We start from the raw sequence: 11,837 nt of genomic DNA on the forward strand, positions 1-11,837 counted from the left end.
TCAGCGGGGGCGGCAGCGCCCGCATCAGCTGCACCAGCGGGGCCCACGGCCACCACGGCACGACGGCGCGGCCCGGTTCGCGTTCGATCGCGCCGACCAACGCCTTGACGCCAGTTTCGTTGTCCACCATGAACATTGTGCTCGCCGACTTGGCGGTCATCTCCGACTCGATGTAGCCCGGCTCGATCACCGAAACCTTGATGGAGCCGCCGCGGTATTCGGCGCGCAGCGATTCACCCAGTGAGCGCAGTCCGGCTTTGCTTGCGGCGTAAGCGGCTTTGACGCCCGGAACCCCTTTGTGGCCGAGCACCGACGAGATGAGCACCAGATGGCCCGAGCCGCTCTTGGCGAACATCTCCAGCGCGGTTTCGATCTGCACGAGGGCGGCGACCAGGTTGGTCTCGAGGGTGGCCTTGTTCGCCCACGGCTTGCCGGAGCCCAGCTTCGCGCCCTTGCCGATGCCGGCGTTGACGACGATGCGGTCGATGCCGCCGAGCTCGTCGCTGATCTCGGCGAACACCTTCGGCACCTGTTCGTGGTCGTTGACGTCGAGCGCGGCGACGACGATGTTGATGCCTGGATGCCGTTGCGTCAGTTCGGCTTTCAGCTCGTCGAGCCGGTCGGTGCGACGGGCGCACAGCCCCAGGTCGCGACCCTTGGCGGCGAAGGAGCGGGCCATCCCGGCGCCCAGGCCGGAACTGGCACCGGTGATGAGGATCTTCTGACGAGTCACCCGGGCAGCATATCTACTGCCCACCCAACGTCGAGTTGTTGGGCTCGACGGCGGGTTTTCGGCGCAACGAGTCGACGCTCGAGCGACTATTTGAGCAGCCGTGACAAGCGCCGGTCGGCGAGCACCTTGCCGCCGGTCTGGCACGTCGGGCAGTACTGAAAAGACTTGTCCGCGAACGACACTTCGCGCACCGTGTCCCCACACACCGGGCAGGGCAGCCCGGTGCGTGCATGTACCCGCAGCCCGGATCGCTTCTCCCCTTTGAGCATGGCGGCACCCTGACCGACGGAGCGACTCACCGCGTCGGTCAGCACCGAAATCATCGCGTCGTGCAGGCTGGTGAGCTGCTCGTCGGACAGCTTGCCCGCGGTGGCGAACGGCGAGATCTTCGCGACGTGCAGGATTTCGTCGCTGTAGGCGTTGCCGATGCCGGCGATGACCTTCTGGTCGGTGATGACCGTCTTGATCCTGCCGGGGTTGCCGGACAGCACCGCGGCCAGGTCCTCGGGGCTGAGGTCGAGCGCGTCGGGGCCGAGGGCGGCGATGCCCGGCACCAGCTGTGGCTCGTCGACGAGCCACACCGCCAGCCGCTTTTGGGTGCCGGCCTCGGTGAGGTCGAAGCCGGGAGCCGCACCCGGCGTGCCCAGGTGCACCCGCATGGCGATCGGGCCCTTGCCGGGGCGCAGCGGCGCCGCGGCCAGCTTGTCGGACCACCGCAACCAGCCCGCGCGCGACAGGTGGGCGATCAAGAACAAAGATCCGACTTGCAGCCCCAGGTACTTGCCCCATCGTTGGGCCCCCGTGACGGCCTGCCCGTGCAGGGCGGTGATCGGCGGATCGAAGGTCTTCAGGACGGACAGTGCAGCGACATCGACGCGGCCGACCGTCGAGCCGACGGCGTGGCGCCGCAAATGATCGACCAGCGCTTCGATCTCGGGAAGTTCGGGCACAGCTTCAGTCTGCCGGTCTGAGCAAATAGGTGTCCATGATCCAGCCGTGCCGCGCGCGGGCTTCGGCGCGCAGTGCCGCGATGCGCGCCCCGACCTCGCCGACGGTGCCGGCCATCAGCAGCTCGCCGTCGGTGCCGAGGTAGGCCCCCCACCAGATCCGGGTGTCGGGCGGGCATACCTGAAAGGAGCAGTCGCCGTCGAGCATCACGACGGCCGAGCCGGTCAGGCCGTCCTCGCGCAGTCGCCTGCCCGTGGTGATCAGCACCGGTTCCCCCACCTCGTTCAGCGGGATGCCGTGACGCGCCGTCAGCGCCTGCACCGCGGTGATCCCCGGAACGACGGAGACGGTGAGATCGAGCTCGGCGGCCACGGCGTCGAGGATGCGCAGCGTGCTGTCGTACAGCGACGGGTCGCCCCAGGCCAGGAAGGCGCCTACGCCGTCGGGACCCAGCTCGGCGGAGATAGCCGTCGCCCAGATCCGCGCACGCGCGGCGTGCCAATCCGAGACGGCCTCCCGGTAGTCGGGCGCGGTCGAACGCCTGGGATCGGGCATTTCGACGAAGCGATACCCGGGCTCGCGGATGAACCGGGCGCAGATCTCCAGTCGCAGCGCCACCAGGTCGCTCTTCGCTTCACCTTTGTCCATGGCGAAGAACACCTGGGTGTGGTTGAGCGCCTCGATAGCCTGGACAGTCATGAAGTCGGGATTCCCGGCGCCGATGCCAATGACGTGTATGTGCCGACCCACGATGCCAGTCAACCGAATCGAAACCTGAAGGGCCTAGTCGAGACCGCAAGTACCCAGTACCATGGGTACCGTCTGAAGCACCCGATGAAGGGACGGCCGAGCGATGACCACTGCGGTGAGGCCAGGTGGACCGAGTCGTGAAGAGTTCTCGGACCGGTTGCTGAAGGGCTCGGTCAAGAAGTCCTACGAGCCGGTCGTCGACATCGACTGGGATGCCCCGCTGGACCCGGACAAGTTCTATCTGCCGCCGCGGCTGGTGTCGTTGTACAACACGCCGATGTGGGACGAGATGACCCGCGAGCAGCAGATCGACCTGTCCCGCCAGGAACTGGTCAACACGCTGTCGGCCGGCATCTGGTTCGAGAACATGCTCAACCAATCGCTGTTGCGCACCATCCTGCACGAGGACCCCACCAGCTCCTCGACGCATTACAAGCTGACCGAGCTGGGCGACGAGACCCGCCACATGGTCATGTTCGGCAAGGCCATCGAGCGCGTCGGCGCCAAGCCGGTGCGCCCCCGGCTGTTTCACCGGATGATCATCAACGCGTTGCCGCTGGCGTTCCAGCGGGGCTCGATGCTGTGGGTGGCCGCCCTCATCGGCGAAGAGATCTTCGACTCGCTGCAACGGCAGATGATGGACGACCCCGAGCTTCAGCCAATCATCCAGCGGCTCATGCGGATTCACGTCACCGAAGAGGCCCGCCACATTCAGTTCGCCCGGGACGGCGCGCGCAAGCGTGCCGCCGAGATGCCGCGGCTCAACCGGTGGTTCATGGCCAACATCAACGGGCTTGGCGGATACTTCTTCAACTACTTGTTCAGCAATCCGATCCCCTACGCGCGGGTGGGCCTGGACGCGAAGCGGGCACGAAAGATCGCGCGCACCAGCCCGCACCGCCTCGAGACGCAGGTCGCCGGCTTCGCTCCACTGGCGGCGTTTCTGACGGAAGTGGGCCTGATGGGCCCGATCGCACGCCGCGGCTGGAAGCGCAACAGGTTTCTGTGACCCAGCCGCCCGTGCCCTGCCATCAGGTAGTCGTCGTCGGCGCGGGAGACGGCGGCCGCTGCGCCCGGGAGGCCCTGCAGGCGGTGGGCGTCACCGACGTCGTGACGCCCGGTTGCGAAGTGCTCAGCTCACGGTTCGACGACGCCACCGACACCTGGCTGCTGACGGCGGCCGGCGGCGAGGTGGTGCGGGCTCGCGTCGTCGTCGTCGCATACGTGCCGGCGCAGGTCCCGTGGCTACCGGACATCGCCGGACGCAATGACTTCCTGGGCGAGTCGTTTCACGCGGCACGGTGGCGACCCGGTTTCGACCCGGCCGGTAAGCGCGTCGCGATCATCGGCGCCGATTCCACCGCCGGTCACCACATCCCGCGACTGATGAAGTCGGCGGCCTCGGTCACCGTCTTCGCGCACCTGCCGCGCCGCGTTATCGACGAGTTGCCGCTGCCCGCCACCCGCGCCAAGCGCTGGCTGCGCCGCCGCATCCGGCCGGGCGCCGACTCGGAGGCGCGCCCCGCGCTGGTGAGATCGGCCGTCATCGCCATCACCCCGTCGCGCATCCGAACCGCCGACGGGGTCGAACACGACGCCGACGCCATCATCTACGGCACCGGGTTCGCGGTACCCGAGCCGACGTCGGACGAGACGCTGGTCGGTGCCGGCGGGTTGACCGCCCGGCACGCCTGGGACGACGGCATGGAGCCCTATTTCGGGGTCGCGGTTCACGGTTTCCCCAATTACTTCTTCCTCGGCGGGCCCGACACCGGCGCCCAAGCACGCTACGTCGCCGAGTGCGTCGAGCACATGCAACGCGCCGCCAGCACCCGCATCGAAGTGCGCCGCAGCACCCAGCAGGTGTTCAACGAGCGCGTCTACGTGGCGTCCGCCCAGCCCCAACCTGTGGCGTCGGCCTTCGACCTGACGTCGCGCGCGGCCGGGGACGACGCGACCTACGAGGGCGCGGCGACGCTCACGATCGCCGGCGCCGCACACCCGGTGCGCGTGCGGCTCGCCGGCCACCTGGACCCGATCGACGGTAACTACCACTGGCAAGGCACGGTCTGTGGTTCCGGGCCCGTGCCCCTCCCCGATGAGGCGCTCAAACAGGCACGAACCGCGACCCTGACGGTCGGCGAGCGCAGCGCGTCCGCGCGCATCATCGAACAAACACCGTGGGGCACGCACACGGTCGCCGGAGTCGGAGCTCCGCCGTACACGCTGAGCTGACGCTCAAGGCGCCATTCGGCAAGTTTGCCGACCGTTACCTTCGGGTAACCGCGATAGTCTAATTTTCATCTCACACGAGAAGTTGGCCACGCGGGCGAAGCGGTGAGCCCGGCGCGCGCGTGTGCCGCGGCAGACGAGCGGACGAGAACTGCATGTTCGGCGTGACGGCGGTCGGCACTTTGGACGGGAGCAGTACCAGCACGCGTGCGATGGTTAGGCGTTTTCGCCGCCGAGGGGGCGGGTTCTCAAACAATTAGCGGGCGGGAATTCGAGGAGCGGGGGGATATGGCAGCGGACGGCCCGATTAGGACCCGGATTAGGACAGCGCATCCGTTTTCTTTCAAGTTGGGAATGCGGCGGCCTAAATTGCTATTGAGACACGCGCACTCGCATGGCACTGTTTGTCGGGTCGCGATCGGCGAAGATAAAGCCATGACGGAAAAGGGGTGGCTGCGGTGAGCGCGGTAGCTGAGTCACCAAGCTCGCTGGCCGTTGCGATGCGCACGGATCAGTCGGTCGTCGTACTCACAGTCGAGGGCGTGCTCGATAGCAGCAGCTCCGGGGCCCTGCGCGACATCATCATGAAGGCCACGCTGGACGAGCCGTCCGCCGTCCTCGTCAACGTCTCCGCACTGCAAGTGCCCGCGGAATCGACCTGGTCGAGCTTCGTCGGCGTGCGCTGGCAGGTGCAGACCCGGCCCGGCGTTCCGATAGTGCTGGTGTGCACCGATCGCGCCGCCCGCGAGGCGATCACCCGGAGTGAGGTCGCCCGCTTCATGTCGGTGTACGCGACCGAGAAGTCCGCAATGAAGGCGCTCGACCGGCTCACCCGCCGCACCGTGCGGCATGCGGATGCCCAACTGCCCGCCAACCTGACCAGCCTTCGCGAGTCACGCCGGCTGGTCCGCGAGTGGCTGACCGCGTGGTCACAGTCCGGGCTCATCCCGGTCGCGCTGGTGGTCGTCAACGTGTTCGTGGAGAACGTGCTCGAACACACCGGAAGCGTGCCGGTGATGCGGGTGGAGACCGACGGCGCGACGGCGACAATCGCGGTGTCCGATGCCAGCAGCACACCGGCCCTGCGGCTGCCGTCGCCGGACAAGGGCATCGACGTATCCGGCCTGGCGATCGTCGACGCGCTGTCACGCGCCTGGGGCAGCACTCCCACCTCGTCCGGCAAGACGGTCTGGGCCGTCATCGGCCCCGAGAACCAGCTCTGACGGAGCTTCCTGGTTGCGCCTTGTTGTGCGGGGACCCGCGCGCGGGTAAAAGTAGAACACGTTCTAATCTCGTGTGACTGCCCCCCATGGAAGGCGTATGACGTGCGGTTCACCTACGCAGAGGCGATGACTGACTTTCGCTATTACATCCCGCTGGCCGAGGCGGCCGAGGCGGCCGGCTACCACGCCATGACGATCGCCGACAGCATCGCCTACCCCTTCGAGTCCGATTCGAAGTACCCGTACACACCCGACGGCAACCGCGAGTTCCTGGACGGCAAGGAGTTCATCGAAACCTTCGTGCTGACATCGGCTTTGGGCGCCGTCACCTCAACGCTGCGGTTCAACTTCTTCGTCCTCAAGCTGCCCATCCGGCCACCGGCGCTGGTGGCCAAGCAAATCGGTTCGTTGGCCGCGATGACCGACAACCGGGTCGGCTTCGGGGTCGGCACCAGCCCGTGGCCCGAGGACTACGAACTGCTGGGAGTGCCATTTGTCAAGCGCGGCAAGCGCATGGACGAATGCATCGAAATCATCCAGGGCCTTACCACCGGCGACTACTTCGAATTCCACGGCGAGTTCTACGACATCCCCAAGACCAAGATGACCCCGGCCCCGACCAAGCCGATCCCGATCCTGATCGGCGGGCACGCCGACGCCGCGCTGCGGCGTGCGGCACGTTTGGACGGCTGGATGCACGGCGGCGGCGATCCGGAGGAACTCGACCGACTGCTCGCCAAGCTCAAGCAGTTTCGCGAAGAAGAGGGCAAGACCGGCCCGTTCGAGATCCACGTCATCTCGGTCGACGCATATACCGCGGACGGCATCAAGCGGCTCGAGGACAAGGGCGTCACCGATGTGATCGTCGGCTTTCGCATCCCCTACATCATGGGATCTGACACCGAGCCGCTGGACACCAAGATCCGCAACCTGGAGATGTTCGCCGAGAACGTCATCGCGAAAGTCTAGCGACGGTCGCAAGCGCGGCGAAGCCGGGCGAAGCGGGCCGCCGCCGTCGGGTACGCGTCACAGGGAATCCCACTTCGGGGCCCGCTTCTCCATGTGCGCCCTGGCGGCCTCGGCCGGATTGTTGGTGAATCCGCAGAGGATCTGGGTGCGGTTCTCCAGCTCTATGGCGTGGCGCAGGCTAGGCGCGTCCAGCGCCGCGTTGAGCCCGATCTTGGTCTGCCACACGCCGTACGCGTTGTTCTCCGCGATGGATCGGGCCAGCTGGAGAGCGGCCGGCATGAGGTCATCCGGCGGCACCACCTCGTGTACCAGCTTGATGCGATAAGCCTCGTCCGCGTCGATGATGCGACCGGTCAGCATCAGTTCCCGCGCTACGCCGGCGCCGACGATCTTCGGCAGCAGGTAGCTGGTGCCCATGTCCATCGACGAGAAGCCGGCCTTGATGAACACCGATCCGAACCGGGCGTGCTCGGACGCGACCCGGATATCGCTGACGAGCGCGAAGGCCAGCCCGCCCCCGACGGCGACGCCGTTGACCGCGGCGATCACCGGAATGGGCAGCTCGTAGATCCGGGTGAACAGCTCGGCCAGGCGGACTTGCGAGTCGTAGTTGACCTTGAACGCCGGGCTGGCCGGTCCGGGCTTGGTCCAGGCCTCGCCCGTGCCGCTGAGATCGGCGCCGGCGCAGAATCCCCGCCCGGCCCCGGTCAGGATCACGACCCGATGCTCGCCCTCGCCGAGCGCGTCCAGGGCCTGATCCACGCCGCCGATCAGCGATCCGTCGATCGCGTTCAGGCGCTCGGGCCGGTTCAGGGTGATGCAGGCGATGTCGTCCTCGAGAGTTTCGAATTCCACTGGGGCCATACCCAAACCGTAGGCGACTTGGGCGTTTACCGACGCGGCATACCGTGGATTTCCGCCCCCAACCGAAGGAGAAGCCATGGCACGAACCGAAGGTGACACCTGGGACCTGGCCAGCAGCGTGGGCGCCACCGCCACCATGGTGGCCGCGGCGCGCGCGGCCGCCGCCAGGAGTTCGCAGCCCGTCATCACCGACGAGTACGCCGAGCCACTGGTCCGCGCCGTCGGACTGGACGTGTTCACCAAATTGGCCAGCGGCGACCTCGATTCCGACGACCTCGAGAAGGGCGTCGGATTTCCCCGGATCGTTGACACGTTCGCCGCCCGTGCCCGGTTTTACGACGACTACTTCGCCTCGGCCGGCAAGGCGGGCGTGCGGCAGGTGGTGATCGTGGCGTCCGGGCTGGACGCCCGCTCGTATCGGCTTGCATGGCCGGCCGGGACGACGGTCTACGAGATCGATCAGCCCGAGGTGATCGCGTTCAAGACCGCGACGCTGTCTTCGCTCGGCGCGGCCCCCACCACCGAGCTGCGAACGGTCGGCATCGACCTCCGAGAACATTGGCCGGCGGCGCTCCAGGAGGCCGGCTTCGACCCCGCGCAACCCACGGCGTGGCTGGCCGAGGGCGTACTCATCGGATTTCTCCCGCCGGAGGCCGAGGTTCGGCTGCTGGACTCGATCACCCCGCTGTCCAGCGAGGGCAGCCGATTCGCCGCCGACTTCGGAACGATCGCCGGGTCCTCGGAGGAGTCGCAGGAGCAGGCGCGCCGCGCGACCGAGGGCTGGCGGCGGCAGGGGCTCGACATGGACGTGGCCGGCCTGACCTACCCGGACGAGCACACCGACGTCGCCGCCCACCTGCACGCGGACGGGTGGGAAACGACCAGGTTCGAGCTCACCGACCTGTTCACGGCCGCGGGCCTGCCGGAACTTGTGGAGGCCGATCAGCAGGGCCCGGCGGCCACGATCAGTTTCGTGCGGGCGATCAAGTCCTGACCGCGAAAGTGCGACTGCCGACACCCCTTCTCGGGAAACGCGTCGGTAGTTGCACTCTCGCGGTCACGAAGACCGTTTGGCGAGCCACTCCGCCTGCATCACCATCAGGGCCATAACCTCCAGTTGTGGTGTGTCGGGATCGAGTTCGCGGTAGCGCTGATAGACGTTGACGACGACCCGCTCGGCGTCCAGCCAGGCCGCGTACTCGCCGAGGTCGATGGTGTCGGCGGCCTCGGCCCACGACAGTCCCTGGCGGTAGCCGGTCTCGGCCTGTTCGACGACATGCGCGAGATACCCACGGACCGCGCGGATCCCGTCCGGATCGGTGACCGGACCGTGCCCGGGCACCACCGTCGGGGCGTCGAGCGCGATCATCGCGTCGCAGGCCGCGACCCAGTTGGCGATCGGGCCCGCCCACACGATCGGGGTGCAGCCGATGAACAGCAGGTCGCCGCCGAACAACACCCCCGCGTCGGGCACGTGCACCACGGAATCGGCGGCGGTGTGAGCCGGGCCCAGATTCAGCAAGTCGATCCGGCGCCCGCCGACCTCGACGGTGAGGTCGCGGTCAAACGTCTGATCGGCGTTGCGCAATTTGATGCCACTGAAGTCGAAGTGCCCGAAGCGATCTCGCACGTACGGGGTCGCGACCGGGCCGAGGTTGGCGGTCTGCGCCATCGCCAGCATCTCGGGCGCCATCCCGTGCGCGATCTCATCGGCGGTGCCCTGGGCGGCGAGGATGCGCACCGACGCGTCGAGCAGTTGGTTGCCGTGGGTGTGGTCGCCGTTGGAGTGGGTGATCAGGGCGTCGGTGATGGGCACGGAAGAGGTCATCGGCTTCATCGCACTGAGCATCTCGCGGGTCAACGCCAGGTCGAACAGCGTGTCGACGAGCAGCGACGCGCCGTCGCCGGCTATCAGCCCGGCGTTGCTCCACCCGTAGCCCCCGTCCGGCAGTGTCCACGCCCACACCTTGTCGGCGACCTCATGCAGGCCGCGGGTATAGGGCACCTTCGCCTTGGCCCGGTTGACCCGGGTGGGGGCGGGCGCGGCGTCCGGGTTGCGCCGCGCGGCCAGGGGGTGCGGCGGGCCGCTGGCGCGCACGGTTTGCCGGGTCTCCCCCAATCCCTGGACCCGGAGTGTGACGACGTCGCCGTCGTGCAGCCAGCCCGGAAACGATTCCAGCGCAGCGGGATTGAGGTGTTCGACGAGCGTACAGGTCGGCACGGTTCCGGAGCCGATGACGTCGCCGGGCGTGAGCGTGACCCCGCGCGATACGTAGGAGATGACCTCACCGAAGGTCCAGTCCATCTGGGCGGTCGACCCCGAACCGATCACGGTGTCGTTGACCAGGGCGGTCACCTGCAGGTCGAGCTTGCCAGGATGTGAGAGGTGGCGGTATTGCTCGAGCTCGTCGGGAGTCACCAGGTATGGGCCCAGGGTGACCCCGCTGTCCTTGCCCTTGCCCTGGCCGATCGCGAGTTGGCTTTCCCTCTGCTGCAGGTCTCGCGCCGACCAGTCGTTGAAGATGGTGTAGCCGATGATGGCGCGTTCGGCTTGCTCGACGGTCAGGTCCCTGCTGCTGATGCCGATGACGGCGGCGATCTCCAATTCGAAATCCTGCCAAGCGCTTCCGGGCGCCGTCGGGGCGTCCTCGTAGGGTCCCAAAACCGTTGCCGGGCAGGCGAAATAGAATGCGGGGATGCGATACCAGGTGTCGGCGAGCACGCGGCCGGCGCCCAGCGCGGCTTGGCAGTTGCGCATGTGATCCAGGAAGCACAGGGAGTCCCGGATCGACGGCGGGCGTGGGATCGGCGCCAGCAACGTCACCTCGTCAAGCCGCGCCACCGCCGCCGGGGCACGCAACGCGTCCTCGCCGGCCCGGCGCATCCCGTCGGCGCCGCGACCGATCAGTTCGAGCAGCGTCACGCCCGGCGGCATCGCGTGGATGATGTCACCGGAGAGCACTCCGGTGCGTTCACCCTCATCACCTCGAAAGGTCAACCACTTCACTCGCGCACCACCTCGCTCGGTTTCTTGTCCGGCCGCAGCCCGCGCCAACTCGACTGGCGCAACCGGTCATCCGGTGTCCATTCGCTGTAGCGCACCTCGCCGACCAGGACCGGCTCGACGTACGTCACACCCCGCGCTTCGCTCCTGGGAAGCGGCGGGTCAAAGGGCGATTGGTCCGTCTGCAACGGCGCCAAAGTCTCCTTCAGGTTCGCCAGGTCACGTTCGGTGAAGCCGGTACCGACCCGCCCCGCGAAACGTAGCCCACCGGGGGTGGGGATGCCCATCAGCAGCGAGCCGATGCCGCTGGTGCGCCCGCCTTCCCCCGCCTTCCAGCCGCCGATGACGACTTCCTGGGTTTTCCAGTTCTTGTCCTTGATCCACGACGCCGAACGCCGGCCCGGCTGATAAGTGGAGTCACGTTTTTTTGCGACCACACCCTCCCAGCCGTGCTTGCGTGAGTGATCCAGCGCCTGGGCCCCGTCACCGGGAAGCAGTTCGGGAACAATCAGATTGCCCCCGCCGGCAAGGATTTCGAGCAGCTTTCGCCGGTCTTGGTAGCGCGCCCGCAGCAGCGAGCGGCCGTCCAGGTAGAGCAGGTCGAATGCCCAGTACTCGACACGGGAGCCGCGACCCCGGTTCTGCATCTCGTGGAAGCTGGGCACCCCGGTCTTGTCCAGAATGACGGCCTCGCCGTCCAGCACCACGTGATGGTCGGCCAGATCTGCCGCGAGTGAACGCAATTCGGGATATTCTTTGGTGACTTCGCGGCCGCGCCGAGATCGTATCCGCAAGGCGCCGTGATCGACCTCCACCAACAGCCGGTAGCCGTCCCATTTGCCTTCGAATGACCACTGGCCGGCCTTGAGGGCGGCCACCGAACCTTCCGAGGCGAGCATCGGGGTGATCGCGTCGAACTCGAAGACCTTCTGGTCCTTCATCCGGTGCGCCAGCCATTGATTGCCGTTGGTTTGAATCAGCGCGTACCGCCCGGAGATCCGGTTGCCGTGCAGGTTGACGATGACCTCGTCGTCCAGAAACTTCTCCGCCTCATAGGTGCCGGCATCCCAGATGATCACCTTGCCGGCGCCGTATTCGCCGCTGGGGATGTTTC

Annotated in this window: 10 protein-coding genes and 3 pseudogenes; 5 read left to right on the forward strand and 8 right to left on the reverse strand. The window is 67.2% G+C overall.

From position 1 onward, the window contains the following. The 4 genes and pseudogenes from JWP83_RS08070 to cobF form a co-directional block, all read right to left on the reverse strand. Positions 1-733: SDR family oxidoreductase (locus JWP83_RS08070; RefSeq protein WP_297728281.1), on the reverse strand; the 733-nt coding region annotated here is incomplete at its 3' end. An 86-nt stretch (positions 734-819) separates the two neighbouring features. Further along, a complete protein-coding gene (locus tag JWP83_RS08075; protein ID WP_297728300.1) occupies positions 820-1,290 on the reverse strand; it encodes a zinc finger domain-containing protein in 471 nt (156 codons plus the stop codon). Positions 1,291-1,440: 150 nt separating this feature from the next. After that, positions 1,441-1,683, reverse strand: a pseudogene (locus tag JWP83_RS08080) (DNA-formamidopyrimidine glycosylase family protein); the annotation flags it as partial. A gap of 4 nt (positions 1,684-1,687) precedes the next feature. Further along, positions 1,688-2,431, reverse strand: a complete 744-nt coding sequence (cobF, locus tag JWP83_RS08085; protein WP_297728284.1) for a precorrin-6A synthase (deacetylating) — start codon at positions 2,429-2,431, stop codon at positions 1,688-1,690. Positions 2,432-2,534: 103 nt separating this feature from the next. Between cobF and JWP83_RS08090 the strand changes: the two are divergent. After that, positions 2,535-3,329, forward strand: a pseudogene (locus JWP83_RS08090) (diiron oxygenase); the annotation flags it as partial. A 50-nt stretch (positions 3,330-3,379) separates the two neighbouring features. Here the strand turns inward: JWP83_RS08090 and JWP83_RS08095 are convergent. Continuing rightward, positions 3,380-3,463 (reverse strand): annotated as a pseudogene (locus tag JWP83_RS08095) (hypothetical protein); the annotation flags it as partial. A 222-nt stretch (positions 3,464-3,685) separates the two neighbouring features. Here JWP83_RS08095 and JWP83_RS08100 point away from each other — a divergent pair. The 3 genes from JWP83_RS08100 to JWP83_RS08110 all read left to right on the forward strand — a co-directional run bounded on the left by JWP83_RS08100 (position 3,686) and on the right by JWP83_RS08110 (position 6,855). Beyond that, entirely contained in the window at positions 3,686-4,666 is a 981-nt protein-coding gene (locus JWP83_RS08100; RefSeq protein ID WP_297728305.1) for a DUF4873 domain-containing protein, read from the forward strand. 446 nt (positions 4,667-5,112) lie between these two features. Continuing rightward, positions 5,113-5,886: an STAS domain-containing protein gene (locus tag JWP83_RS08105; protein WP_297728287.1), complete on the forward strand. Its 774-nt coding sequence runs from the start codon at positions 5,113-5,115 to the stop codon at positions 5,884-5,886. A 102-nt stretch (positions 5,887-5,988) separates the two neighbouring features. Next, on the forward strand, positions 5,989-6,855 hold the full coding sequence (locus JWP83_RS08110; protein ID WP_297728289.1) for an LLM class flavin-dependent oxidoreductase: 867 nt from the start codon (positions 5,989-5,991) through the stop codon (positions 6,853-6,855). Between the two features lie 57 nt (positions 6,856-6,912). On the opposite strand, the gene JWP83_RS08115 is transcribed toward JWP83_RS08110, so the two are convergent. After that, positions 6,913-7,710, reverse strand: a complete 798-nt coding sequence (locus tag JWP83_RS08115) for an enoyl-CoA hydratase/isomerase family protein (protein ID WP_297728308.1) — start codon at positions 7,708-7,710, stop codon at positions 6,913-6,915. 85 nt (positions 7,711-7,795) lie between these two features. Between JWP83_RS08115 and JWP83_RS08120 the strand changes: the two genes are divergently transcribed. Beyond that, entirely contained in the window at positions 7,796-8,713 is a 918-nt protein-coding gene (locus JWP83_RS08120) for a class I SAM-dependent methyltransferase (RefSeq protein ID WP_297728292.1), read from the forward strand. A gap of 63 nt (positions 8,714-8,776) precedes the next feature. On the opposite strand, the gene JWP83_RS08125 is transcribed toward JWP83_RS08120, so the two are convergent. Beyond that, a complete protein-coding gene (locus JWP83_RS08125) occupies positions 8,777-10,726 on the reverse strand; it encodes a fumarylacetoacetate hydrolase family protein (RefSeq protein ID WP_297728295.1) in 1,950 nt (649 codons plus the stop codon). Next, positions 10,723-11,837: non-homologous end-joining DNA ligase (gene ligD, locus JWP83_RS08130; RefSeq protein WP_297728298.1), on the reverse strand; the 1,115-nt coding region annotated here is incomplete at its 5' end. The genes ligD and JWP83_RS08125, both read right to left, overlap by 4 nt.

The sequence above is a fragment of the Mycobacterium sp. genome (genome assembly GCF_025965855.1).
In the GTDB taxonomy this organism is placed as follows: Bacteria; Actinomycetota; Actinomycetes; order Mycobacteriales; family Mycobacteriaceae; genus Mycobacterium.